Source organism: Pseudoclavibacter sp. AY1F1, assembly GCF_002931075.1.
In the GTDB taxonomy this organism is placed as follows: Bacteria; Actinomycetota; Actinomycetes; order Actinomycetales; family Microbacteriaceae; genus Pseudoclavibacter.
Genome location: NZ_PSTQ01000009.1, coordinates 113,543 through 138,791, shown reverse-complemented (window position 1 = coordinate 138,791; position 25,249 = coordinate 113,543). Strand labels below are relative to the sequence as shown.

19 protein-coding genes and 1 pseudogene are annotated in these 25,249 nt (G+C 67.9%); 11 read left to right on the top strand and 9 right to left on the bottom strand.

Features of this window, described 5'->3' with window-relative positions:
• Window positions 1-39: 39 nt before the first annotated feature.
• From C5B85_RS13910 to C5B85_RS13890, 5 genes are all read left to right on the top strand, one after another.
• Window positions 40-2,178: a glycoside hydrolase family 36 protein gene (locus tag C5B85_RS13910; protein WP_258070808.1), complete on the top strand. Its 2,139-nt coding sequence runs from the start codon at window positions 40-42 to the stop codon at window positions 2,176-2,178.
• A gap of 27 nt (window positions 2,179-2,205) precedes the next feature.
• Window positions 2,206-3,519 (top strand): ABC transporter substrate-binding protein, encoded by a 1,314-nt coding sequence (locus tag C5B85_RS13905; protein WP_104286607.1) that lies wholly within the window; start codon window positions 2,206-2,208, stop codon window positions 3,517-3,519.
• A gap of 77 nt (window positions 3,520-3,596) precedes the next feature.
• A complete protein-coding gene (locus C5B85_RS13900) occupies window positions 3,597-4,541 on the top strand; it encodes a carbohydrate ABC transporter permease (RefSeq protein ID WP_258070807.1) in 945 nt (314 codons plus the stop codon).
• Window positions 4,538-5,398: a carbohydrate ABC transporter permease gene (locus C5B85_RS13895; protein ID WP_104286606.1), complete on the top strand. Its 861-nt coding sequence runs from the start codon at window positions 4,538-4,540 to the stop codon at window positions 5,396-5,398. The genes C5B85_RS13900 and C5B85_RS13895 overlap by 4 nt, the downstream gene beginning before the upstream one ends.
• Window positions 5,399-5,454: 56 nt before the next feature.
• A complete protein-coding gene (locus C5B85_RS13890) occupies window positions 5,455-6,477 on the top strand; it encodes a LacI family DNA-binding transcriptional regulator (RefSeq protein ID WP_104286605.1) in 1,023 nt (340 codons plus the stop codon).
• Between the two features lie 477 nt (window positions 6,478-6,954).
• Here the strand turns inward: C5B85_RS13890 and araA are convergent, their stop codons facing one another.
• The 4 genes from araA to C5B85_RS13870 form a co-directional block, all read right to left on the bottom strand.
• The gene (gene araA / locus C5B85_RS13885; protein ID WP_104286604.1) at window positions 6,955-8,472 is read right to left on the bottom strand and encodes an L-arabinose isomerase; all 1,518 of its coding nucleotides are present in this window, start codon (window positions 8,470-8,472) and stop codon (window positions 6,955-6,957) included.
• A complete protein-coding gene (locus C5B85_RS13880) occupies window positions 8,469-9,191 on the bottom strand; it encodes an L-ribulose-5-phosphate 4-epimerase (RefSeq protein WP_374953100.1) in 723 nt (240 codons plus the stop codon). The genes araA and C5B85_RS13880 overlap by 4 nt, the downstream gene beginning before the upstream one ends.
• Complete coding sequence (araB, locus tag C5B85_RS13875; protein WP_104286603.1) at window positions 9,188-10,975, bottom strand: ribulokinase; 1,788 nt, start codon at window positions 10,973-10,975, stop codon at window positions 9,188-9,190. The genes C5B85_RS13880 and araB overlap by 4 nt, the downstream gene beginning before the upstream one ends.
• A gap of 172 nt (window positions 10,976-11,147) precedes the next feature.
• Entirely contained in the window at window positions 11,148-12,155 is a 1,008-nt protein-coding gene (locus tag C5B85_RS13870; protein ID WP_104286602.1) for a LacI family DNA-binding transcriptional regulator, read from the bottom strand.
• Between the two features lie 90 nt (window positions 12,156-12,245).
• On the opposite strand from C5B85_RS13870, the gene C5B85_RS13865 reads away from it, so the two are divergent.
• The gene (locus C5B85_RS13865; protein WP_104286601.1) at window positions 12,246-13,232 is read left to right on the top strand and encodes a LacI family DNA-binding transcriptional regulator; all 987 of its coding nucleotides are present in this window, start codon (window positions 12,246-12,248) and stop codon (window positions 13,230-13,232) included.
• Window positions 13,233-13,278: 46 nt separating this feature from the next.
• Here the strand turns inward: C5B85_RS13865 and C5B85_RS13860 are convergent, their stop codons facing one another.
• Window positions 13,279-15,687, bottom strand: a complete 2,409-nt coding sequence (locus tag C5B85_RS13860) for a glycoside hydrolase family 2 TIM barrel-domain containing protein (RefSeq protein WP_104286600.1) — start codon at window positions 15,685-15,687, stop codon at window positions 13,279-13,281.
• Between the two features lie 44 nt (window positions 15,688-15,731).
• Window positions 15,732-17,204: pseudogene (locus C5B85_RS13855) on the bottom strand (MFS transporter).
• Between the two features lie 280 nt (window positions 17,205-17,484).
• Between C5B85_RS13855 and C5B85_RS13845 the strand changes: the two are divergent.
• From C5B85_RS13845 to C5B85_RS13825, 5 genes are all read left to right on the top strand, one after another.
• A complete protein-coding gene (locus C5B85_RS13845; RefSeq protein ID WP_104286597.1) occupies window positions 17,485-18,756 on the top strand; it encodes a M23 family metallopeptidase in 1,272 nt (423 codons plus the stop codon).
• Between the two features lie 185 nt (window positions 18,757-18,941).
• The gene (locus C5B85_RS13840) at window positions 18,942-20,051 is read left to right on the top strand and encodes a type III polyketide synthase (RefSeq protein WP_104286596.1); all 1,110 of its coding nucleotides are present in this window, start codon (window positions 18,942-18,944) and stop codon (window positions 20,049-20,051) included.
• A gap of 82 nt (window positions 20,052-20,133) precedes the next feature.
• The gene (locus C5B85_RS13835; RefSeq protein WP_308471340.1) at window positions 20,134-20,862 is read left to right on the top strand and encodes a class I SAM-dependent methyltransferase; all 729 of its coding nucleotides are present in this window, start codon (window positions 20,134-20,136) and stop codon (window positions 20,860-20,862) included.
• Between the two features lie 108 nt (window positions 20,863-20,970).
• Window positions 20,971-21,324, top strand: coding sequence for a hypothetical protein (locus C5B85_RS13830; RefSeq protein ID WP_104286594.1), 354 nt, complete (start codon window positions 20,971-20,973; stop codon window positions 21,322-21,324).
• Window positions 21,325-21,545: 221 nt separating this feature from the next.
• Window positions 21,546-22,352: a nitroreductase family protein gene (locus tag C5B85_RS13825; protein ID WP_104286593.1), complete on the top strand. Its 807-nt coding sequence runs from the start codon at window positions 21,546-21,548 to the stop codon at window positions 22,350-22,352.
• A gap of 14 nt (window positions 22,353-22,366) precedes the next feature.
• Here C5B85_RS13825 and C5B85_RS13820 read toward each other — a convergent pair whose 3' ends face one another.
• The 3 genes from C5B85_RS13820 to C5B85_RS13810 all read right to left on the bottom strand — a co-directional run bounded on the left by C5B85_RS13820 (window position 22,367) and on the right by C5B85_RS13810 (window position 25,204).
• Window positions 22,367-23,137, bottom strand: a complete 771-nt coding sequence (locus C5B85_RS13820; protein WP_104286592.1) for a hypothetical protein — start codon at window positions 23,135-23,137, stop codon at window positions 22,367-22,369.
• A gap of 201 nt (window positions 23,138-23,338) precedes the next feature.
• Complete coding sequence (gene hutH, locus C5B85_RS13815) at window positions 23,339-24,940, bottom strand: histidine ammonia-lyase (protein WP_104286591.1); 1,602 nt, start codon at window positions 24,938-24,940, stop codon at window positions 23,339-23,341.
• A 78-nt stretch (window positions 24,941-25,018) separates the two neighbouring features.
• The gene (locus tag C5B85_RS13810; RefSeq protein ID WP_104286590.1) at window positions 25,019-25,204 is read right to left on the bottom strand and encodes a hypothetical protein; all 186 of its coding nucleotides are present in this window, start codon (window positions 25,202-25,204) and stop codon (window positions 25,019-25,021) included.
• Window positions 25,205-25,249 lie beyond the last annotated feature (45 nt).

The window sequence follows — 25,249 nt, the reverse complement described above, 5'->3', positions numbered from 1 at the left end:
CGCCGACAGGCTGAACGATCCGCGACGATGGGGAACGGTGTGACACACAACTTGCAGTGGGGCGATGGCTCGCTCACGATCGAGCTCCAGTGGGATGCGGAGTCAAGCGTCTCGCTCGCGGCCCTCGTGACGAAGGAAGGGAAGCGCTCGCTTTCCCAGAAGGTCCCGTTTGTCGAGGTGCTGACCGTCGAGGCGGGCCACACCTCAGTCTCCAGCCGCATCGACCACACCGTCGTCGGCCGGGACCTCCGCTACGTGCGGCACGAGGAGCACAACGAGGCGAGTCTTCAGCGGCTGACCCTGACCCAGGAGGCGGCTGACCTCGCCGTCACGGTGATCACCGAGCTCATCTCTCCGAACGGCTCCGGCGCCATCCGCGCAACGAACACCGTCGAGAATCGCGGAACTCGCCCGCTGATCCTCCGGGCTGTGTCCAGCTGGAGCTCCGCATTCACCGAAGCGATCGAAGCCGGGGATGCGCTCGACGGGTGGGTGCTGCTCTCCGGGCGCAACGAGTGGCTCGGCGAAGGTCGCTGGCAGGAACGTGGCGTCAGAAACGAACTCCTTCCCCGCATCTACGAGGAGCTCACGGGCCACGACCCGAGGGGCTCGCACAGTGAGACGTCGTACGGCACCTGGTCGACCAGCGGCTCGTTGCCCGTCGCGGGCATCGAGAACGTGGGGGCGAAGCTCGCCTGGGCCTGGCAGGTCGAGCACAACGGCGGTTGGCGGTGGGACGTCGCCGAGAACACCGGTGCAGGCGTCATCACGCTCGCGGGGCCGACCGACCTCGATCACGCGTGGAGCGCGGTGCTGCAGCCGGGCGAGAGCTTCGAATCCGTTCCGGCTGCTGTCGCTGTGGGCGATACCTTCACGGCTGCCATCGGCGCCCTCACCGAGTACCGCCGCCGGATGCGCCTCCCGCACGTCGACAACGCCGCCATGCCAGTGGTCTTCAACGACTACATGAACACGCTCGATGGGGATCCGACGACCGAGCGACTCCTCCCCCTCATCGACGCCGCGGCAGCGGCCGGAGCCGAGATCTTCTGCATCGACGCCGGCTGGTACGACGACGGCGGATGGTGGTGGCCGAGCGTCGGCGAATGGAAGCCCTCGACGGTGCGCTTCCCCAACGGGCTCCGCGAGGTCATCGACCGCATCCTGAGCCACGCAATGGTGCCTGGCCTCTGGCTCGAGCCTGAGGTGATCGGCGTCAAGAGCCCGGTCGCCGGCGCGCTTCCGGACGAGGCGTTCCTGCAGCGTTCGGGCCAGCGCATCGAGCAGCACGAGCGCTTCCACCTTGACCTCCGCCACCCCGCCGCCGTCGCGCACCTCGACGAAGTTGTCGACCGCCTTGTCGACGAGTTCGACGTGGGGTTCTTCAAGTTCGACTACAACATCAATCCAGGTGTTGGCACCGACCTCAACGCGGTGAGCCCGGGCGACGGGCTGCTGCAGCACAACCGCGCGCACCTCGCCTGGCTTGATCGGCTCTACGAGCGCCACCCCGAACTGGTCATCGAGAGCTGCAGCTCGGGCGCGATGCGCACCGACTTCGCTGTCCTCTCGCGCACGCAGATGCAGTCGACCTCCGACCAGCAGGAGTTCCGCTCCTACCCGCCGATCGCGGTCACCGCGCCGCTTGTCATGCTGCCGGAGCAGGCGGCCAGCTGGGCGTATCCGCAACCCGACATGAACCTCGAGGAGGTCGCGTTCTGCCTGGTCACTGGCCTGCTCGGTCGTTTCTACCTCTCCGGGTACTTGAACCGGATGGATGAGGACCAGCTTGCCCTCGTGCGCGAATCCATCGCGGTCGCCAAGGGCCTGCGGCATGAACTCGTCGCGAGCACGCCGAGCTGGCCGACTGGCCTTCCCGGTTGGACGGACGAATGGACGTCGCTCGCGCTGACCTCCGGAGCCGAGACGCGAGTCTCGGTCTGGCATCGCGGCGAAACTGCTGGCAGCACGACTCTCTCCTTCCCGTCTCTCGCCGGACAGGACCTCTCGGTTGAGGTCCTGTTCCCCACGACGCTCGCCGCTTGGCGCACGGAGTGGTTCGCCGGATCTGGCAGTCTCGTCGTTCATGCCCCCGCGGGTGGACCGGCCGCCAGAGTCTTCACCCTCACGTCAGCTGTGCACCTCAGCCCCACCAACTCGTCGACCTCTCTGGTCTGACCAGCGCAAAGATAAGGACGCATTTCAATGAAGAAAGCACTGTTTGCAACGGCCTCGATGGCCGCCGTTGCCGCGCTTGCCCTCGCGGGCTGCTCGGACCCGGGAGCTGGCGGCGGCGACACCGGCCCCGCGGAATGGGCGGCGCAGGACGCCGACCTGGCCGGCGTCAACCTCACCATCTGGGCGGCGCAGGACTCCAACAGCATGCCAGACGAGGTTGTCGCGGGCTTCGAGGAGCTGACCGGCGCGAGCGTTGAGGTCGTCACCATTCCTGACCCGTACGAGCAGGGCATCCAGACCAAGGTCGCGACCGGTGATAAGCCGGACATCGCGTTCTGGCAGCCGACGGCGTCGCAGCTGACGGCGCTTAACGCGAGCCAGAACCTGCAGTCGCTCGAGGGGGCGCCGTGGCTCGACTCGGTGGAGCCGGACCTGCAGGACATCACGGGCATCCTCGACGACACGAGGTACGCCGCCCTCATCACCACGCCAGCCGTGCAGGGCGTCTACTACAACAAGCAGGTCTTCGAAGAGGCCGGCATCACCGAGGTGCCGACCGACTGGGACTCGTTCATCGAGCTCGGCCGCACGCTCAAGGGCCAGGGCGTGACGCCCTTCTACGAGATGGGTGCTGACCGTTGGGCGACGCAGTGGTGGGTGCAGGTCCAGCTTGCCGACGCCGCAGCCGACGGGCTCTGGGACCGAGTGAACACCAACGAGGAGAAGTTCACCGACCCGACCATCCTCGGGGCAATCGAGAACTACAACGGCCTCATCGAGGAAGGCCTCTTCAACGAGAACATCAAGACGGCCACGTTCGAAGACCAGGGCGACGCCCTGCTCGCCGGCGACGCTGCCATGGTTGTCCAGGTGAACTCCTTCTTCAACCAGCTGCAGGCCAAGACCGACTCGGCCACCCTGAACGAGGACATCGGCTTCTTCCCGATCGCGCCGTCCGGCAACGTCGGCACCTTCATCCCTGACCAGGGCAACGCGCTTGTCGCCTTCAAGACGGGCGACGCCCAGCGCGAGTCGGCAGCCCGACAGCTCCTCTCCTACTGGATGGGCGACGGGTACCAGGGCTTCATCGACTCGCAGGACACGGTCTCGCTTGTCACCGGTGCAACAACCCCGTCGACGGTGCCGGATGCGCTGCTCGAGGTGAGCGACTCGCTCTCGACCTCGGTCGGTTCCATGCAGGCACTCGCCATCGCCAACCCCGACCTTTACATCTACCTGGCCGACATGATCCAGGGCACAAAGACCCCGCAGGAGGTCGCCCAGGCCTCGCAGGACCAGTTCGCGGAGCTCGCCAAGGCGCAAGGCGCCACCGGCTTCTAGCACCGGGTGTGCCGGGTGGGTAAGTCCACCCGGCACGCTGCTCCACCACAGTCAACGAGGAAAGGCGGCACGAGGACGTGTCAAGCAACAGTCCTGCCAAAGCAGAACGAGCGGTGATCCCCGCCTCGTTCCGACACTTCGGGCAACGCCCGATCGGGCAGCGGAAGGATCATCCGCTCTGGTTCCTGATCCCCGCGCTTGTTGTTCTCGTGGTGTTCTTCTTCATCCCCACGATCTTCAACTTCATCTACGCCTTCACCAACTGGTCGAGCTTCTCTTCGGAGATCAGCTTCGTGGGCACGGACAACTTCGAGTCGCTGTTCTCGAACGGCACGCTCGTGACGGCTCTGCGGGTGACGCTCGTCTACGCGGTGCTCGTCGCGATCTTCCAGAACCTCTTCGGCCTGATCCTGGCGCTGCTCCTCGAGAAGGACACGAGGGTCAACCGGTTCGCCCGAGTCATGTTCTTCATCCCCGTCATCATGTCGGCGCTTGCCGTCGGCTACGTCTTCCAGGCGCTGCTGAAGCCGGAAGGTGCGCTGAACCAGATCCTGAGCCTTTTCACCGCGGAACCGGTCACGACGGCCTGGCTCGGCGACACCACCTGGACGATCGTCGTCGTCGCGCTCGTGCACTCCTGGAAGTGGATGGGCCTCTCCATGCTCATCTACTTGGCCGGCCTCAAGACCATCAACGAGGAGCTCATGGATGCGAGCAGGCTGGACGGCGCCACGTGGTGGCAGACGTTCCGCTACATCCGCTTCCCGCTGCTCGCTCCGGCTGTCACCTTCAACTTCACGACCGCCCTGCTCGGATCCATGAACGGCTTCGACATCGTGCAGGCCACAACAGAGGGCGGGCCAGGCGGCACCACCGAGCTGCTCAACATCTTCATCTTCCGGACCTTCGGCCAGGGGCTCTTCGCCCAGGCGACCACCATGAGCTTGATCCTCTTCATGCTCGTCGCGGTGCTCGCCTTCCCGATCATCCGCTTCCTTCGCAAACGAGAGGACATCGTATGAGCGCCGTGACCGACTCCGGCCTGCGTCAGGCTTCGAGGCGCAAGCTCCTGCGCTTCGTGCAGCCGACTGTTGCCCTGCTGGTGACCTTCCTCCTCCTCGGCGTTCCGTTCTGGCTGGTCATCAGCACCGCGGGCAAGAACCAGGCTGAGGCTCTCAATCCGAATCTCGCGCCACCGTCCGAGTGGCAGCTTTTCGAGAACTTCGCGCAGGTATTCGCGGATGGGCGCATGCTGCCCGCGTTCCTCGGCAGCCTGCTGATCATGATTCCCGCCGTGCTCGGCGTGCTGGTGCTCGGCTCCATGGCGGCCTGGATTCTCGCCCGCCGTTCGAGCCGGGGGCTGGCGGTGGTCTACGCGCTCGCGATCAGCGGCATCATCCTGCCTCCCGCCGTTGTCACGGTTGTGCTCCTGCTGCGTCAGCTTGGGCTCGCGGGAACGCCCGTCGGGATGATCGGCGTGTACATGGGCATGTACCTGTCGACCGTCGTCTTCTTCGTGACCGGCTTCGTGCGTACCATCCCGAAGGAGCTCGAAGAGGCCGCCCGCATCGATGGGGCCGGGCCCGTGCGCGTGTTCGTCACGATCATCTTGCCGCTGCTCATGCCCGTGCTCGCGACTGCGACCATCCTCATCTGCCTGTACGTCTGGAACGATGTCTTCTACGCGCTGTTTGTCATCGGCGGCAGGCTCGACACCCTCCCGCTGAACCTCTTCCAGGTCGCCAGCGCCGGGCTCTACCTGCAGAACTGGCATCTGATCTTCGCCTACATCATCCTCATGAGCCTGCCGCTGCTCATTGTCTTCATCTTCGCGCAGCGCAAGATCATCTCCGGCGTCACCAGCGGCGCTGTCAAGTGAGCCCACTCGCACGCGATTTCGGGGGATACTCGGCGGGGAAGAGAACGAGGGGGAGCATGGGCAGCACGAAGGCGTCGCGGGTGCCGGTGATCGCCGACGTCGCACGCGTGGCCGGCGTCTCCGTACCCACCGTCTCGCGCGTGCTCACGGGCTCGGCGAAGGTGAGCCAGGAGAAAGCGCAGCGTGTGCTCGAAGCCATCGAGCTGCTCGACTACCGCCCGAGCGCCACGGCGCGCGCCCTCGCCTCCCGCCAGTCGCACACGATCGCGATCGTCGCGGGCAACACCTCCCAATACGGCTACGCGCAGACCATCCGCGGAGTCGAAGAGGAGGCCCGCGCCGACGGATACACCGTCACGATCACCGTCATCGAGTCACCAGACCCCGTCGAGGTGAGCCGTGCGATCTCGCTTGTGCAGGATCAAGGGCCCGCCGGCGTGGTGGTGCTGAAGTTCGACCCGCCTGGGGTGGCGGCGCTCGCGAAGCTTCCCCGCGACCTGCCGACGGTCGCGATCTCCGGGGTGCGCACGCGCGAGGTCCCGCAGGCGATCCTCGACGAGCAGAAGGCGGCCCAGGCTCTCGTTGAGCACCTGCTCGAGCTCGGGCACAGGACTGTGCACCATGTCATGGTGCCCCCATCCCGTCGGGAAGACGGCCGCACCACGGGGTGGCGCCGTGCGTTGAAGGATGCGGGCGCCGAGATTCCCACGCCCTTTAAGGCGAGCTGGCTGCCAGAGTCGGGCCGGCAGATTGGCCTGCAACTCGCGGACGACGACGCCGTGACGGCGGTCTTCTGCGGCAATGACGAGATCGCGATGGGCGTCGTGAAGGGCCTTGCAGACCGAGGCCTTCGGGTGCCGGCAGATGTGAGCGTCGCCGGTTTCGACGACCATCCGCTGGCCGCCATGTGGTCGCCAGCGCTCACGACCGTGCACCAGGACTTCGTCGGGCTCGGCAAGCGCGCCTTCGAACTGCTGCGAGAGGCCATCTCCGGCGACACGTCGCGACGGTTCTCGTCCGACCTGCCCGCGGTTGTGCTCCGCGAGAGCACGGGGCCCGCCCAGCAGCGGAGCAAGTAGGCCAGGAGCACGGACTGCTCCGCGCAGTCCCCGCTGCGCCGCGCCCGGCTCCTGCTGCGCCGCGCCGGGCTCCTGCTGCGCCGCGCCCGCCCCACCCCCGCGCCGTTCCCTCCTGCAGACCTGGGCTTTGCGCATCCGCGCCGCGCAAGTTGCCTGCACTACCCCCAGGTCTGCGCCGGGGCCCTCTGCAGACCTGGGGGTTGCGCATCCGTTTTCAGAGAACTGGATGCGCATGGCCCAGGTCTGTCATCTCCGGCGGGAGGCGGGAGGAGACGCAGCGGGGGAGGAGACGCAGCGGGGGCGGGATGTGGGAGGCGCAAAGAGGTGCGCCACGGGGTGGCGCCGTTGGCCCTCTCCTGAGAAGAGTGGCGCCACCACGTGGTCGTTGTTTGGGGCCGCCGACGCAAGGAGGCGCGTCGTCGGCCCCGATCTCGGGGCGGCTCTGCCGGCGCGCATACCGGGCAGATGCCGCCCTGCTTAGAGGCCCTGCGCGAGGCGGTAGTAGGCCTGGTTCCAGCGCACTTCCTTGCTGAACTCGCGCAGCGTGGTGTCGGCGTCGATGCGCAGCAGCTCGGTCTTCGCGATCGTCGCGAAGTCCTCGAACACGTCGATACCAACGGCCGTCGACATGACCGTGTGGTGCGCGGCGCCCGCGGTCAGCCAGGCGGCGGCCGACACCTCGAACGAGGGCTCCGGCTTCCACACGGCGCGCCCGACGGGCAGCTTCGGCAGGGGAGCAGTCGGCTCGACGACCTCGACGACGTTCGCGACGAGGCGGAAGCGGTCGCGCATGTCGCTGAGCGCGACGACAACCGCGGGGCCCGGGTCGGCCGTGAAGACGAGGCGCACCGGGTCGTCCTTGCCGCCGATGCCGAGCGGATGCACCTCGAGGGTCGGCTTGGCCGTCGTCAGCGAGGGGCTCACCTCGAGCATGTGCGCGCCGAGGATGAGCTCGCTGCCCTCCGTGAGGTCGTACGTGTAGTCCTCCATGAGGCTCGCGCCGCCTGGCAGGCCAGCACCCATGACGTTCGCGGCGCGCACGAGGATGGCCGTCTTCCAGTCGCCCTCCGCGCCGAAGCCGTAGCCCTCGGCCATGAGGCGCTGCACGGCGAGACCCGGGAGCTGCTTGAGCGCCCCGAGGTCCTCGAAGCTCGTCGTGAACGCGCTGAATCCGCCGGCCTCGAGGAACGACCGCAGGCCCAGCTCGATGGCCGCGCCGTCTCGCAGCGACTGGTGGCGCTCCGCACCGAGACGCAGCTCGGGGGCGACGTCGTACAGCTCCTCGTATTCGGCGACGAGTGCATCCACGGCCGCGTCATCGACCGCGGCGACGGCGTCGGCGAGCTCATTGACGCCCCACGTGTTGACCTGCACGCCGAAGCGCAGCTCGGCCTCGGTCTTGTCGCCCTCCGTGACGGCGACGAAACGCATGTTGTCGCCGAAGCGCGCGAGCTTCATGGTGCGAACGGCCTGCCATGCGGCCGCGGCGCGCGACCAGCTGTTGATCTGCCGCGTCACGCTTGTGCTCGACGCGTGGCCGACAACCGTCTTGCGGGGGATGCCGAGGCGCGTCTGGATGTACCCGAACTCACGGTCACCGTGCGCCGCCTGGTTGAGGTTCATGAAATCGAAGTCGATGTCGGCCCACGGCAGCTCCACGTTGGCCTGCGTGTGGAGGTGCAGGAGCGGCTTCGCGAGCGCGTCGAGGCCCTGGATCCACATCTTCGCGGGGCTGAAGGTGTGCATCCACGCGACGATGCCGATGACGTTGTCGTTCGAGTTGACCTCGAGGGCAGCGCGGCGGATCGCGTCGGAGTCAGTGAGAACCGGCTTCCAGACGATCTTCACGGGCGTGTTCGGCGACTCGTTGAGAGTCTCGACGATGGCCTGCGACTGCTCCGCGACCTGACGCAGCGTCTCCTCGCCGTAGAGGCCCTGGCTGCCGGTGAAGAACCAGATCTCGTAGGCGTCGAAGGAAGTGGTGAGTGCGCTCAACTGAGGGCTCCTGTCGGGTCTTGTCCGTAGACGTTCTGGTAGCGGTCGAACAGCGAGTCGACGGCCTGCTGGGGGATGGGTTCCGGGCTCCCGAGTTGGCGGGAGATGTGCACGGTGCGGGCGACGTCCTCGACCATGACGGCCGCCTTGACGGCGTCGCGGGCGTCCTTCCCAATCGTGAACGGGCCGTGGTTCTTCATGAGCACAGCCCGCGAGCGGTGCCCGCGGAGCGTCTCGACGATGCCGCGGCCGATCGAGTCGTCGCCGATGATCGCGAACGGGCCGACGGGGATCTCCCCGCCGAACTCATCCGCCATCGCCGTGATGACACAGGGGATCGGCTCGCCGCGCGCCGCCCAGGCCACGGCGTAGTCGGAGTGCGTGTGCACGACCCCGCCAACCTCCGGCATGTTGCGGTACACGTAGGCGTGCGCCGCCGTGTCGCTCGAGGGTGAACGGTCCGAGCCGGGGGTGCCAGGAACGACCGCGCCGTCGAGGGTGCAGAGGATCATGTTCTCTGCCGCGAGGTCGTCGTAGCTGACGCCGGACGGCTTGATCACGAACAGGTCCGTGCCTGGCACGCGCCCCGAGATGTTGCCGCCCGTCCAGACGACAAGCCCGTAGCGCACGAGCTCGTCGTGCAGCGAGGCGACCTCGGCGCGGATGGTGTCGATGCTCGCCTGCGTCTCGGCAGTGATGGTCTGGGTCTGGATACTCACGCGCTGACCTCCTCGTGGGTTGCGGGCGCGGATGTGGATGGGTCTGCGGCGGCGGCAATGGATGCGGCTGCCTCGGCTGCCTCCGCTGTCGATGCGCCGGCGAGCGCCTCGCGGCGGCGCCGCTTGAGGCGCTTCATGACCTGGTTCGCACCCCGTCCGAAGTGGTCGTGCAGCAGGTCGTACTCGGCGTACAGCTCGTTGTAGGCGGCCACCGCGTCGGGGTTCGGCGTGTACTTGGCGCGCGTCACCCGGCCCATGGCGGCGGCCGCTGCACGTGCATCGGGATACGCGCCTGCGGCGATCGCGGCGTGGATCGCCGAGCCGAGCGCCGGTCCCTGCGCACTGTCGATCGTGGAGATCGGCATGCCGAGGATGTCGCTGTAGGTCTGCATGAGGAACGCGTTCTTGAGGAGGCCGCCGGCCGCGATGAACTCGGTGACCGGGACCCCGGAGGCGTTGAACGTCTCGACGATCTTGCGTGTGCCGAACGCCGTCGACTCGAGGAGGGCGCGGTAGACGTCCTCGGCCTTCGTTGCGAGCGTCGCGCCGACGAGCAAGCCTGAGAGCTCGTGGTCGACGAGCACCGAGCGGTTGCCGCTGTGCCAGTCGAGGGCGACGAGGCCGTGCGCGCCAACCGGCTGCGTGGCCGCGAGGTTCGTGAGGTGCTCGTGCACCGAGATGCCGAGTTCCGCCGCCGCGCGCTCGTAGCGGGCGGGCACCTGGTTCTCGACGTACCAGGCGAAGATGTCGCCCACGCCCGACTGGCCGGCCTCGTAGCCGTAGAGTCCCGCGACGATGCCGCCGTCCACGACCCCGCACATCCCTGGCACTTCGGCGAGCTTGTCCGAGCTCATGACGTGGCAGGTGGAGGTGCCCATGATGGCGACCATCTGGCCCGGCTCGGTTGCCGCGGCTGCTGGGGCTGTGACGTGCGCGTCGACGTTGCCGACCGCGACCGCGATGCCCGCGGGCAGGCCGGTCCACGCTGCTGCCTCGGCGGAGAGCGTGCCGGCGGCGTCGCCGAGCTGGCCGATCTCGTGGGCGAGCTTGTCGTCTGCGAAGCCTGCGAAGCCGGGGTTGAGGGCGGCGAGGAACTCGCGGCTCGGGTACTCGCCGTCCTGCAGGATGCCCTTGTAGCCGGCCGTGCAGGCGTTGCGGATGTAGGTGCCGGTGAGCTGCCAGACGATCCAGTCGGCTGCCTCGACCCAGTGGTCCATGGCAGCGTACACTTCGGGGTCTTCCTCGAGGAGCTGGAGGCCTTTCGCGAACTCCCACTCGCTCGAGATGAGGCCGCCGTACCGGGCGAGCCACTTCTCGCCCATGAGCTCGGCGAGATCGTTGATGCGGTCGGCGTGCGGCTGCGCGGCGTGGTGCTTCCAGAGCTTCACATAGGCGTGCGGGCGGGTTTCGAAGCCGGCGACCTCGTTGAGGGGCGTGCCGTCGGCGAGCGTCGGCACCATCGTGCAGGCCGTGAAGTCGGTGCCGATGCCGATGACATCCGCCGGGTCGATGCCCGCGTCGGCGATGGCGGCGGGCACGGCGACCTTGAGCACGTCGACATAGTCGCTCGGCACCTGCAGCGCCCACTCGGGCGGGAGCTTCTCGCCGGTTGCCGGCAGCTGCTCATCGACCACGGCATGCGGGTATGGCAGCTCACCGACGCCGAGCTCGGCGCCGTCCCGCACGCGAACGACGACGGCACGGCCCGAGAGGGTCCCGTAGTCGACGCCGATGACGTAGGTGTCGCGCTCTGCTGCTTCGCGCGTTTCGGTTGGCTCGCTCATCGTCGGCAGGTCTCCTTTGGCTGTGCCTCGAGTTAATGTGATCGATCACATCTTGGGGAAAGACTACGACAGGAACCTCGAAAAGGGAACTGGGGGCGCGTCCCCAAATCCGGGCGCGCTACAGGCCGAGACGCGTCCTGGCGCGAGGCGCACTGCTCGACCGCGTCAGTCGCTAGATCGGGTTGTGACCCGTGGATGCGCGTGCCACCAGCGACAGCTCCGTGGCGGGCGTCGCATCCCCGTCGTCCAGCAGCTGCTCGACGCAGCGGCGTCCGGCGACCGAGAAGTCCTGCCGGATAGTGGTGAGCGGCGGCCAGAAGTGCGCCGCTTCCGGGATGTCGTCGAAGCCGATGAGGCTGACTCGGCCCGGTATCTCGACGCCAAGCTCGTGTGCCGCGTGCAGGACGCCGAGCGCGAGCTGGTCGTTTGAGCAGAAGATCGCGGTCGCATCGGAGGCGAGCAGTTCGCGGCCCGCGTCGTACCCGGCGGCCGGGGTCCAGGCGCCCGCGTTGACGTGCCGGGAGGTCAGCTCTCGCGCGGCCATCGCGTGCTCATACCCGTGGAGGCGCGATGTGGCGTCCAGCCAGTCGCTCGGGCCCGCGAGGTGCACCACTTGCGTGTGGCCGAGGTCAAGCAGGTGGTCGGTCGCGAGCTGCGCCCCACGAAACTGGTCAGACGCCACTTCGACTCCATCGAGCGTCTCGCGGTTCTGCACCGTCACGAAGGGGATGCTCGTGCGCGTCGACTGCAGTGCCTCGAGCACCCGGGTTTGTGGGGCCACCGCGACGATGCCCTCGACCGCGAGCTCCGCGAGGCTCGCGAGGGCCGCATCCACCGAGGTCGGCGACAGCTCGTCGGCGTACTCGATGATCGTGCTGTACCCGCGCGAGCGGGCCGCCTCGGTGATCGCTGAGATGCTCGACGCCGGCCCGAACTCGCCCTTCGACGTCGAGATGACGCCGAGCGTTCGGCTTCGCTTCGACGACAGGGTGCGGGCCGCGAGGTTCGGGCGGTAATCGAGCTCGCGCATCGCATCCAGCACCTTCGCCCGCGTCGTCTCACGCACGCTCGGGTGGTTGTTGAGCACGCGGGAGACGGTCTGGTGCGAGACGCCGGCCGTCTTCGCGACATCGAAGACGCTCGCGGCACGAACTGCGACGGGGCGCTCTTGGGCTGGCATGGGGTGATTATCTCCGACCCGCTGGCCTGTTGCGACCGGCGAGCGCGTGGTTGCGTGTGCGTGGGAGCCTGCGTCGGACACAATGGGCTGATGGCGACCGACTCCACCACGGACAAACCTGCGACCAGCTTCGATGTGGCGCGCCTCGCAGGAGTCTCACGCTCGACGGTGAGCAACATCCTGAACGGAAAGATCGAACGCTTCCCCGAGGCGACGAGGGAGCGCGTTCTGGAAGCCGCACGGGAGCTTCGCTACCGCCCCTCTCCAGCCGGGAGGTCTCTGGTCATGGGGACGTCGGGCACGGTTGTCGTGCTCGTGCCGAACGCGACCTTCGGCAGCAACCTCCAGGATGCTGTGGAGTCGGTTGTGCAGCGTACGCGAACCATCGGCGGCAACGTCGTCGTTCGGTTCGCGACGCAATCTCCGGGCAGTTCCGTCGCGGCCGTCCAGGCGCTCCAACCGCTCGCGGTTGTCGATCTCGGTGTCCTGAGCAGCGCCGAATCGGGGGATCTCACGGCGGCGGGTGTGCTGGTTGTCCCCGCGGACCGTGATTCGTCAGCGGTGAGCGACGGCGGTATCGCTCGCTTGCAGATCGTTGAGCTGCTGCGCCGCGGACCGCGGCAGCTGTGGTTCGCGGCCATCTCCGACGCGCGGAGCGACCCCTACGGGCCGTCGCGGCTGGCGTTGCTTGAGGAGTACAGCCAAGAGAACGGGTTGCCCGCGCCCAAGCTCGTGCGCGTGCCGCTGACCCGCGAGGGCGGAGCGGCGGCCGTTGCCGAGATCATGAGCGACCGTGCCCCCGCGGCCGTCGCCTGCTACAACGACGACGTCGCCCTGGCGCTGCTTGCCGGCGCGCGAGAACGCAGTGTTTCGGTACCGGCCGACATGTCTGTCATCGGCGTCGACGACACGGCGACGGGGGCTCTCTGGTCGCCCGCGCTTTCCAGTGTCCGAACGACCTGGGAGCCGCTCGTCGAGGCGCTGGCACGTGAACTCGAAGAGCGCCTCGGGGCCGACGTCGGCCCCGCCCCGCGCGCATTCGCCCCGTTCGAGGTGGTCACGCGAGAGACCACGTGACGTGTGCCCCGCGCGCAGGTGCTCGCGTCTCCGCGCGGGGCCATGGCTACCGTGCGGCCAGCTGCAGCGTCACCGCCTCAGCATCGTCTGCACGGACTGAGACCGTGATGGGCCCCGGCCCTGTCGGGCGGATGATCGCCTGCAGACGGCCGTCGAAGGTTGCGTGCGTCTGTTCGTCGAAGCGCTCCGTGTTGTCCGGCTTCCCGCTGCCGAGCGCCTCGAGTCGAGCACCCTCGACCTGCACGGTAACGCGTCGCGGCTCTGAGGTGACGAGCACGCCGTTCGTGTCCCGAAGCTCGATGTCGACGTAGGCGAGGTCCCCTCCGTCCGCGTCGAGCGTGCTGCGATCTGTTGACACGCTGAGGCTCGGGGTGCCGTCATGCGACCGCAGCGACACGGACTCGGCGCGCTCGCCTCCGACGACGGCAAATGCCTCGATGACTCCCCGCTCGTATGGCAGGTCGAAGGTCGCTCGGAAGCGGTTTTCCGGCCCTGCCTGCGCCGTGCCGACCGACCTCCCATTCACCACGAGCTCAACCGTCTCCGAGGGGGAGTACACCTCCACCTGCATCGGTGTCTCCTCGTCGACGGCCCAATCCCAGCTGCTGATCGACTCGGACCAGGCCCATTGTCCGAGGCGGACTTCGCGGCTCACTGCCTCAGGTCTGACGACCGCTAGGTAGGGTGCGGTTCGGAGACCGAACACGATCTCTCGGTAGTAGGAGGCGGGACGGCGGAAGCCGGTCAGATCGAGGTCGCCGCACCAGGCCGTCAGCCACGGGAACGGTGCCTCGAACTGCGGCTGCTCATCGAGGAACTGATTCCGACCGATGCCGACTTCGCCCAGGTAGTCCCATCCGGTCCAGGTGAAGTCTCCCAGGACGTGGTTGTGCTCCTGCACGAGCTTCCAGTTGCGGTCGATGTTCGGGGGGAACGTCTCCGTGCCGATGATGACGCGATTCGGGAACAGCTCCTTGTCCAGCTCGTAGCGGGAGTCGCCATAGTTCAGGCCGGCGGCGTCCAGCACGCCGAACGATTCCTCCGTGGCCTTCGTAACGAGCTCGGATGCGTTGACCTGGTTCATCATCTCGCCGGCGCCGTTGACCCCGCCTTCTGGTTCCGCGTTCTGGCTCCGGCTCTTCATCAGCGGCAGCAGCGTGGGAAGCGTCGAGACGAATCCGTTGACCCCGTTGGTGATGAAACGCGTGCCGTCGAGCTCGCGCACTTTCTCCGAAAGCCGGCGCCCCCACTCGGAGCCGAGCGGGTTGCCCGTGTCGGGAATCTCGTTGCCGATCGAGTAGAAGATGACACTCGGGTGGTTGAAGTCCTTCGCGACGAACGCCTCGATGTCCCGTTCCCACCACTCTGGGAAGGAGAGGGAGTAGTCGAACGACGACTTGCTCTCGGTCCAGACGTCGAAGGTCTCGTCCATGACGAGCATGCCGAGCCGGTCGCAGGCATCCAGGAGGGCAGAGCTGGCGGGGTTGTGGGACATGCGGATGGCGTTGAACCCTGCGCCCTTGAGAAGCTCGATCTTGCGCTCCTCCGCTCGTCGAATCGCCGCGGCTCCCAGCAGCCCGTTGTCGTGATGGATGCACGCGCCGCGCAGCTTTGTGGCGACTCCGTTGATGCGGAGCCCGAAGACGGGGTCGAGCTGAAGCCGCCGCACCCCGAATGTCGTGCTTCGCGAGTCGACCTCGGTGCCGCCGTCGACAAGCGTCGTCACGGCGGTGTAGAGGTGGGGAGTGTCCACGCTCCAGAGGGTGGGGTCCGTGATGTGGAGGCGCAGCCGGGCCGTCGTAGCAGCTCCGGCACGAAGGGTCGTGGGCGTCGTTCCGGAAGCGACGAGCGCACCCTGCCCGTCCCGGATCTCTGTGCTCACGACCGGGGTCGCCCGATTCGGTGAGTGGTTCTCGAGTGGCACCGCCAGCTCGACGATCGACCGGTCCGCGTCGATGTCCGGCGTCGTGACTTGGGGTCCCGAGTTCGCGATCTTCACGAGGTCCGTGACGATCAGCGTCACGTCGCGGTAAAGGCCCGCCCCCGCGTACCAACGAGAGTCGTCGTGGGAGCGCACCTCGACCCGGATGGTGTTGTCGGTGCCGTACTCGAGGTGGTCGTCGAGGTCGACGGTGAACGCCGAGTACCCGAACGGTCGCTGGCCGGCATAGGCATTGTTGACGAACACGACCGCGTCACGGTAGGCGCCCTGGAACTCGACCGAGACACGCTTCCCCCGGTATTCGGTGGGCACCTCGAAGCTCTTCGAGTACTCGTAGGTTCCGCTCGGGAAGTAGGCGTTCTTGCCCGAGTTGGCCGCGGATCGCTGCTCGCCGAAGAGCGCGTCGTGCGGCAGGTCGACCTCCACCCCCTCGGAGCCGGCACCGCCGATCTGCGCGAAGATGCTGGTCTTGGGCTTCACGGTCCAGCCGCGGTTGAAGGGTTCTCGTGCCATGTGCTGGCCTGCTCTCTCGTGAGGGTGCTGGTGGACGTGCGCGGTCAGTTCTGCGGGATGCGGATCGCGCCCGTTCTCCGCAGGCGCAGGTCCTCGGACATGCCCGGCTGGTACCGGTCGATGTTGAGGAAAATCGCGATGACGAACTGCAGGGCGTAGACGATGAGTGGCAGCCCCAGGAAGAGGAAGATCTCCATGTCGATCGCCGACTGGAGCTGCGTGGCAGCCGCGCCGTCGTACTGGCTTGCCGCGAGCAGCCAGCCGACGAGCGCCGCTCCGACACCCGCGCCGAGGTTCTGGCCCGCCGTCGCGGCCGAGTACGTCATCGCGTCCACTCGAACGCCCGTGCGCCATTCCCCATAGTCGACGATGTCGGCGACGAGCGCGAAGAGAGCCGCGGATACGGGGATGGTGCCGATCGATCGGACGATGCTGCCCGCGATGACCATTGTGAAGTTCGTCGGGTCGATGAGCGCGATCCCGAGCCCGACGACGGCCAGCGCAGAGCCGACGAGGAAGGGCAGGCGCTTGCCGAAGCGAGCTGTGATCGCCGGCATGAACCACATGCCGATGAGCAGTGGGCCCATGGTCGCGAGGCTGAAGAAACTGTAGAGGTTCGGGTTACCGAGAACATCCTTGGCGAAGTAGATACCGACACTGCCCACACCGGAGGCGAGGAACTGCGTGAAGAAGAGCGCGAAGCCCAGGTAGAAGTACTTGTTCTTGAGCAGGATGCGGATGAGCTCGAGCACGGGACGTGAAGAGCTGCGGTCGGCTTCGACTGTGGTGGTGACGCGTTCTTTCGTGCCGAGGAAGACGACGATGAACGTGATGGCGGCGATGGCCGCGTAGATCGCCACAGTGACCGACCAGCCCGTCTGGCCGCCGCCGAACTGACCGACGATCGGGATGGTGAAGAAGTTCACCAGGAGCGTCGCGAGGAGCGCCGCGAACGTGCGCATGACGGTCAGCGAAACGCGTGTCTTGCCGTCAGAGGTGATGACGGAGAGGAGCGTGTGGTAGGCGAGGTTCGAGCCCGTGTAGCCGATCGCGAGGCACAGGAAGTAGAAGACGAAGGCGTAGATCTCCTGACCCGTCGAGCTCAGTCCCGCCGGCACATTGAAGAGGCCGACGAACGCGAGCGTCACGATCGGTGTGCTGAGGAGGATTTAGGGGCGCGCCTTGCCCCAGCGGGTCTGCGTCTTGTCGATGAGCGTGCCGACGACGAGATCCATCGTGCCGTCGAGCACTCGGCCGAGCAGGATAATCGTGCCGGCGATGGCGGCGCCGATGCCGACGGTGTCCGTGAAGTAGAAGAGCACGAACGAGGAGACCGTGGCGAAGATGAGGTTGCCGCCGATGTCACCCGTGGCGTAGGAGATGCGTTCGCGGAGGCGAACGGGAGTTTCCTCCACCACGTCCGCGACGGGGGCGCTGACTGCGTCGGAGATCGGCGCGCTGCCGACAGCTGCGCGCACGTCACCTGCCGCGGCTTCGGGTTCTGGATGCGACGTCATGTTGACTCCTTCGTCAAATGTTCGGTCTAGCGCGAGCTCTTCGAGCGTCGTGGTTGTCCAGTGTTGTGATCGATCACATTCTGGATGTGGGTAACACGTGTCACCAAACCTAGGGGCGACGCCAGCTGGTGTCAATAGGCGCCAACTGGCTTGGGTCGAGTGGGCACCGGGGAGCCTCGCGCGCCGACACGCGTGGCCTCGTTTCCCGAAGCACGGGACACCGCAAAACCATGACCACCGCTCTCTGGCGGGCCCCCGGCCGCGAGCCTAAACTCAAGCCATGACCGGCATCAGGGCGGGGAACGCGCGTGTCTTCTCTGCCGCGCTCGCGGCGGCAGGCCTTTTCGTCCTGAGCGCCTGCTCGGCCAGCCCGGCCCTCACCATTGGGGCAGATGCGCCAACCGCCGTCAGCGAGACACCGCCGGCCGAACCGGGCCCTGGCACGATCGGCGAGCAGTTCACGCCCGTTGTGGTCTCCGCGCTCGCCGAGCCGATCCCCGTGCTCGGAACCGATGAGCGCATCCACTTCGCCTACGAGCTGCAGCTCACCAACGGGTCGCCGTCGAAGGTCGCCATCAAGGCGGTCGAGGCGAGCGCAGGCGGGTCGGTGCTGCAGGAACTCGAGGGCGACGACCTCAACGACGTGATGCGCGTCCCCGGCGCCACAGACGGTGGTGGGCTCGAGCTCGGCCCCGGTCAGAACGCGACGGTGTGGATGGACGCGACTGTCGCATCCGACGCCGAAGTGCCCGACCGAATCGAACACACCGTCACTGTCGAGATGCCCAAGGCGCAGCCGCCTCTCTACGAGAAGACGATCGAGCAGACGACGCAGGCGGTCGGCGTCGACAAACGCGAGGTTGCCGTCATCGGGCCGCCCCTCACGGGCAGCGGTTGGCTCGACGCCAACGGCTGCTGCGGGCTCACCGCGCACCGTGGTGCCGTCAGCCCCATCAACGGCACCTACTGGGCGCCCGAACGGTGGGCGATCGACTACGTCAAGCTCACCCCCACGATGAACCTCTACGACGGTGCCCGCGACAACGCGCGCAGCTACCCGGGCTTCGGCGAGAACGTCATCGCCGTCGCCGACGGGCCCATCGTCGCAATCACAAGCGACCGCGCCGAGCAGAGAGCCGGCACCGCCCCAGGTCCCACGCTCACCCTCGACGAATACGGCGGCAACTACGTCGTGCAGGACATCGGCGGCGGCAACTACGCCTTCTACGCGCACCTCAAAGCCGGCAACGTCTTCGAGCTCGAAGTCGGGCAGCAGCTCGCCCGCGGAGACCGCCTCGGCCTGCTCGGCAACACCGGCAACACCGACGCCCCGCACCTCCACTTCCACATCATGGACTCCCCGAACCCCCTCGCCTCCAACGGGCTGCCGTTCGTGTTCGACACGTTCACGCTCGACGGCCAGGTCACCTCACAGGCTGCCCTCGACGCCGGCGAACAGGGCAAGGCGTACAAGGTCGACAAGACGAACGCTGGGGAGCGCGCCAACCAGGTGCCGATCACCGGCGACCTCATGACCTACCCCGGCGAGTAGCGGCGCCCCGCCCCGCCCCGCGCGTGACGGACGCATCGCTGCCCGGCGTTTCACTCTCTGGCGCGCCCCGTAGCGGGGGAAACGCCGGGCAGTGATCGGGCGAGAGGGCGGTGGTCGCGTCGGGCAGCGATCGTGCGGGGCGGCGCCTCGCGGCACTCCCAGGATGCGGGGCGTACGGTCGTGGCGTGAGCGTGCACATCCGCAGCATCGGCACCGCAGTGCCCCCGACCGAGCTGCCGCAGACCCAGGCCCGCGACCTGTTCGCAGGTCAGCCCGGCATCAACCGCCTCGGTGCCCGCCTCATCGGCGCGGCGTTCGACGGCTCGGCGATCGAACGCAGACACACGGTCGTGGACGCGCTCGCCGGCGGCACCGACTCAGCGCTTGTTGCCGACGGGCTCGTCCTCGACGCGTCCACAGGCGCCCGCAATCAGCTCTACGCCGAGCGCGTGCCCGAACTGCTACTCGGTGCCGCCCGAGCGGCCCTCGACGGCAGCGGCCTCGACGCGGCCGACATCACGCACGTCGTCACCGTCTCGTGCACCGGCTTCTACGCGCCCGGCCCCGACTACGAGATCGTGCGCGGGCTCGGGCTGTCACCGCGCGTGCAGCGCTTCCACCTCGGCTTCATGGGCTGCTACGGCGCCTTCCCCGCATTGCGGGCAGCGGATGCGTTCGCTCGCGCCGACCCGAACGCAGTCGTGCTTATCGTGTGCGTCGAGCTGTGCACCATCCACCTGACGAGCTCCAACGACCCCGAGCAGATCGTCGCGACCTCCGTCTTCGCCGACGGCGCCGCGGCAGCGCTCGTGACCGCGCGCCCTGCCCCGGCCGGAGCGAGCATCCTGACCATCGACGCCCTCGAGAGCACCATCACCGACGAAGGCGAGTCGGAGATGGCGTGGACCATCGGCGACAGTGGGTTCCGGATGCGTCTCTCCGGGTACGTGCCGAGCATCATCGGCGCGTCAATCGGCGATGTCGTCGAACCGCTCCTCGCGCCGACCGTGCCGTCGGAGACGCCACTGTGGGCGATTCACCCGGGCGGGCGGAGCATCCTCGACAAGGTCGAGCAGTCCCTCGGGCTCACCGACGAGCAGCTCGCCCCGTCACGCGGCGTGCTGCGGGACTACGGCAACATGTCGAGCGCGACCGTGCTGTTCATCCTCGAGCGGCTCCTGTCGGAAGGCGCTGACGACACCCACCTCGAAGGAGCCGGTGAAGCGCTCTGCGCGATGGCGTTCGGGCCCGGCCTCACCGTCGAAGTCGGCAGGTTCACGCGGATGCGCGCATGAGGTTCGAGACCTGGGCGGCAGGCGGCCGCGCTGCGGTCCGCGACGTCGTCTTCGCCGCAGCCGAGCAGGGAGGGCCAGAGCTGTGAGGCCTCCCGTGCTTTCAGCGCTTCGCCCGTTGACGCGCGACACGAGCTCGCTTGAGCTCATGGACGACCCCGCTTGCGACCGTGGCCGCCTCTTCGCGACGTACGCGCAGTTCCGCGCCGTGAACGCGCTCGTCGCGGGGTGGCGGCGCGTGTACCTGCGCGACGTGCGGCCCTTGCTCGACCGGCAGCGCGCATCCAGGCTGCTCGACATCGGCTTCGGGGGAGGGGATATTCCGCTCGCCCTCGCCTCGTGGGCGGCGCGCGACGGGCTCCGCCTCGAGGTGACCGCGATCGACCCGGACGAGCGGGCGCACGAGTTCGTGGAGTCGCGCGGGCTCACACGGCGCGGCGTCGACTTTCGGGCGGCGTCGAGCGGCGAGCTCGTGGCAGCGGGGGAGCGGTTCGACATCGTCACCTCCAACCACCTGCTGCACCACCTCGACCCGGCTGCGCTCGCCAGCCTCCTCGCCGACAGCGCGGCCCTCGCCCCGCTCTCCCTGCACAGCGACATCGAGCGCGGACGCCTCGCGCTCGCCGCGTTCGGCGTCGCCACGAAGCCCCTCGACCGGGGCTCGTTCGTTCACTACGACGGGACGTTGTCCATCCGCCGCAGCTACACGGCCCCCGAGCTGCGGGCGGCCGTTCCGGAGGGGTGGCTCGTGCGGCAACAGTTCCCGTACCGCCTGCTGCTGACCCGCGACGAGACGCTCACACCACAGAGATGAGCGGATGCTCGACCCGCGGCGAATGAACGGCTCCAGCTTCCTGCGCCGGCTTCAGCTTCTTGCGCCGGCCCGGCGTTCGCTCCAGGCCGCCGGTGTAGGTTCGGCGACGTGAACGTGCCCCCGCTGCTGGTCGCCGCGACGACCAGCTACGCCGCCAACTGCGCCCTCGGTGCAGGGGTCGCCACGGGCGTCGTGCGCACGGGGCGCTGGCACTGGATCCACCACGCGCTCTACATCTGCACGTCCGCGCTGACGCTCGCCGCGGGCATCGCGCTTCTCGCGAGCCGTGACGAGAGCCGCCGCCGGGCCGGGAAGCTGCTGCTGCCGACCGCGGTGCCGCTCGCCGCGATCCCCTTCGCCGGCACGCACTCACGGCGCCACCCTGCCATCGCCCTCGCGGCTGCGCCCTTCTACGCGCTCGCGCTCCGCGCATCCGCTCGGTCAGCATCCGCTCGCCGCTGACGCGCCCCGTGCCCGCGTGACCCCGTGTCGACGTGCCCGCGTGCCCCCCGTGCCGACGTGCCCGCGTGCCCCCCGTGTCGACGTGCCCGCGTGACCCCGTGGCCCCGTGTCGACGGCGATCGCTGCCGGTGGAATTGCTGTTCAAGGTGAGTGATGGAGGGGCGTTCCGCCGGCAGTGATCGCTCGGCATACGTTTCAGGCGGATGCGACAGACTCAGCGCATGGAATTCCTCGACGTTCTGCGACGCCGCAAGACCACGAACGGCCCTTTCCTCCCCGACCCCGTCAGCGAGGAACATCAGCGCCTCCTCATGGAGGTCGCCGGACGTGCGCCCTCGCAGCTGAACAGCCAGCCGTGGCGGTTCGTGGTCGTGGAGGCGCGCGAGACGATCGAGGCCATCGCGAGCATCAGTGGCGAGAGCATGACGACCGCGATGAGCAACGGCACCTTCTTCGAGCGCTACAAGCCGTACTTCCGCTTCAGCAAGCAGGAGATGGAGGATCGTCGAGACGGGATGCTCTTCGACAAGCTCCCCGCGCCGCTTCGCCCGTTCACGAGCCAGGTCTTCACGAAGCGAGGGCAGTTCCTCATGAACTCACTGCGCGTGCCAAACACGCTCGGTGAGGAAAACCGCAAGCTCGTCGCCGGATCCCCGCTGCTGCTCGGCGTCATGCTCGACCGCGCCGAGTACAGGCCAGGGGAGCTGTCGTCGTTCTACTCCGTGTTCAGCATGGGCGCCGCCATGGAGAACATCTGGCTCACCACGGGCGAGATCGGCATGGGCATCCAGTTCGTTTCCTTCCCCATGGAAGTGCCCGGCCAATGGGACAAGATCGTCGACCTCCTCAAGGTGCCGGATGAGTTCGAGCTCATGGCCGTCTACCGGCTCGGCTACCTCCCCAAAGAGCAGCGTCGCCCCGCCATCGACTGGTCGTCGCATCAGCGGAAGCTGCCGTCGCAGTACGTCTTCCGCGACACCTGCGAAACCCCGCAGCAGGGGTGGGACGAGGTTCCGCCGGCTCAGTAGCCAAGCGCTGGAAGCTACGCGAGGGCGCAGGCAGTTGTGTACGCGATGTTTGTCATTCGTACTCCGTGACTCAGGACGCCCTGCGGCGGTACTGCTGTCCGAGGAGTCGTAAGTTCCACTGTGAAGGAAGTCGTCGGGCCGGTAATTTCGTAGCCCACTGAACCCGCGAGGACCTGCCCGATTGCTTCGTCGTCTATTGGGCGGAACGTGTTGGACAGTGGATCGAACTCGACCCTGGTGTTCTCGCCGCCGCCCGGGATCCCGACCGCTTCGGGAACGCTGACCACTCGGAGGTGCTCGCGGTAGAAAGTGCTGCCATCGACGTCGAAAATGCGGAAGCTGACCTTCGTGACAGGCCGATCGAAGGTCACGGTTGCCCTCTGCATATAGGCGGCGTCGAACTCCTTGTCCGCTGAGGCGACGGTCTGGCGGTCGCCGAGGAACACGCCTGATGAGGTGGAGTTCAGGTTGTCGGACGTAGCCGGGATCTCGATGTTCGGGCCCGTCGTGACAGCGACCGTGTAGGTGACGACGGCGCCCGTTGGCGTCACGGATTCGCCCTGCCCGCTCCGCTTGTCAGCAGCTGCGACGAAAGTGGTAGCCCAATCGACCTGCGCTTGCTCCGTGCAGCTGCCAGACGCTGAGGCGAATGGCACAGCGGCTGCGATGGCGACGACGGGTGCGGACCAGGCCGCGCCAGCTACGAACGACCTGCGCGAGAACCCGGAGCGCGAGCCTCCGGATGCGGGAGGAGTGGTGGGGGATGTGGGGTTCGGACTCGACATGGAGGCCCTCTCGATAGGGGAGCGGCGAGGTGCCACAAACGGCCGGCAGGGAAGGTTGAGGTATACGGCGCCCACACTGATTGTGGTGCACCGGATCGCCGGAAAGCACGGGAATCGCCAAAACTTCTCTCCGGGTGCCCTCGTCCTCAGGCGCCCTTGTCACCAGGTGCCCTTGTCCCGCGAGCTGCGAAGCGGTGCCCGTCAGCTCGCGGTCGAATGCTCCAGTGCGGTGCGGGCGACCTCGCCGGAGAGCACGAGTTCGGCCACGGCCTCCATCTCGGGGCTGAGGAAGCGATCGGGTCCGGCACCGGCGGAGACTGTGGCGACGAGGGCGCTGACGGCTGCGGTCGCGGGCCCCGGCTCGAGAGGCCCTCGCAGTTGCAGCGCGCGCGACCCGGTGAGCACCTCGATGGCGAGCACCCTTCCGAGTCCGTCGACGGCGCGGCGCAGCTTTCGCGCTGCGGCCCAGCCCATCGACACGTGGTCCTCCTGCATTGCCGACGACGGGATCGAGTCGACCGATGCTGGCGCTGCGAGCCGCTTGAGCTCCGACACGATGCCGGCCGCCGCGTACTGCGCGATCATGAGGCCGGAGTCGACGCCGACCTCGTGGGCGAGGAACGGCGGCAGCCCGCGGTTGCGGGCCGGGTCGAGTGCGCGATCGGTGCGCCTCTCGGAGATGCTTGCCACATCGGCCACCGCGATGGCAAGGAAATCGAGCACATACGCGACGGGCGCCCCGTGGAAGTTGCCGTTCGACGCGACCCGCCCATCCACCGCCACAACCGGGTTGTCGACCGCGGACGCGAGCTCCCGCGACGCGATCAGCGCCGCGTGCGCGACCGTGTCGCGGGCCGCGCCGTGCACCTGAGGGGAGCAGCGCAGCGAGTAAGCATCCTGCACTCGGCCGTCGTCGGCGCCGCGGTGGCTCGAGACGATGGGTGAACCGGCGAGGAAACGCCGAAGGTTCGCCGCCGAGTCGCCCTGCCCGAGCTGCGGGCGCAGAGCCTGCAGGTCGGCGGCGAACACGGCGTCCGTCGCGAACTGGCTCTCCACGGACATCGCCGCCGCCAGGTCGGCTGTGGTCAACAGCATCTCGATGTCGTGGATCGCGAGCAGCAGCATCCCGAGCATCCCATCGGTGCCGTTGATGAGCGCGAGCCCCTCCTTCTCGCGCAGGACAAGCGGCTCGATGCCCGCCGCGTCGAGCGCGTGTCGTGCATTCACCTCGGTGCCCGTCGCGTCGCGCACGGTGCCCTCGCCCGTCGCGGCGAGCGCCAGGTGCGAGAGGGGGGCGAGGTCACCCGAGCAGCCCAGCGAGCCGTATTCGCGCACGATCGGCGTGAGACCGGCGTTGAGCATCGCCGCGTACGTCTCAACGACAACGGGGCGCACGCCCGTCCGACCCGTCGTCAGAGTCTGCAGTCGGAGCAGCTGAAGCGCCCGGATCACCTCGCGCTCCACCTCCGGGCCGGTGCCCGCCGCGTGCGAGCGCACGAGGCTCGCCTGCAGCTGCACGCGCCGCTCGGGTGCGATGAACGTCGTTGCGAGCGCGCCGAAGCCCGTCGAGATGCCGTAGTGCGGGTTCGGATCGTCGGCGAGGCGCTCGATGAGTTCCCGCGAGCGTGCGACCTCTGCGAGCGCGGACGGCGCCACCTCGACACGAGCGCCGTGACGCGCGACCGCGACGACCTCGGCTGGTTCGAGCGGGCGCAGGCCCAGGACGACGGTCTCGGTGCTGGTCGTACCTGCGGTGTCGTCACGGGGCTCGTTGGGACCGGTGGCAGATGCGGCTGTGCTCATGTGTCGATTCCACTCCACCCGTTGCGGTTTGTCTGCGCGCGGAGGACACTCAGTGTCTGTGATCTCAGACAACTGGCCTCACGGCGGCGAACGGAGGCCTGCCGCGGAGATGGCGGTCGGCTCGGTGTCCAACATGAGTGCAATTTCGACCCATTTCTGGACTTTCGGGTGTTCCGGGCCGCTTTTCGCACGGATGTTGGTCACGGCTGCCGGCACCGCCACCGTCACCGCCACCGCCACCGTCACCGCCACCGCCACCGCCATCGGTGCCCCCAGGCCGAGGCCCCGTCGTCGCCTGGCCGTGGCAAG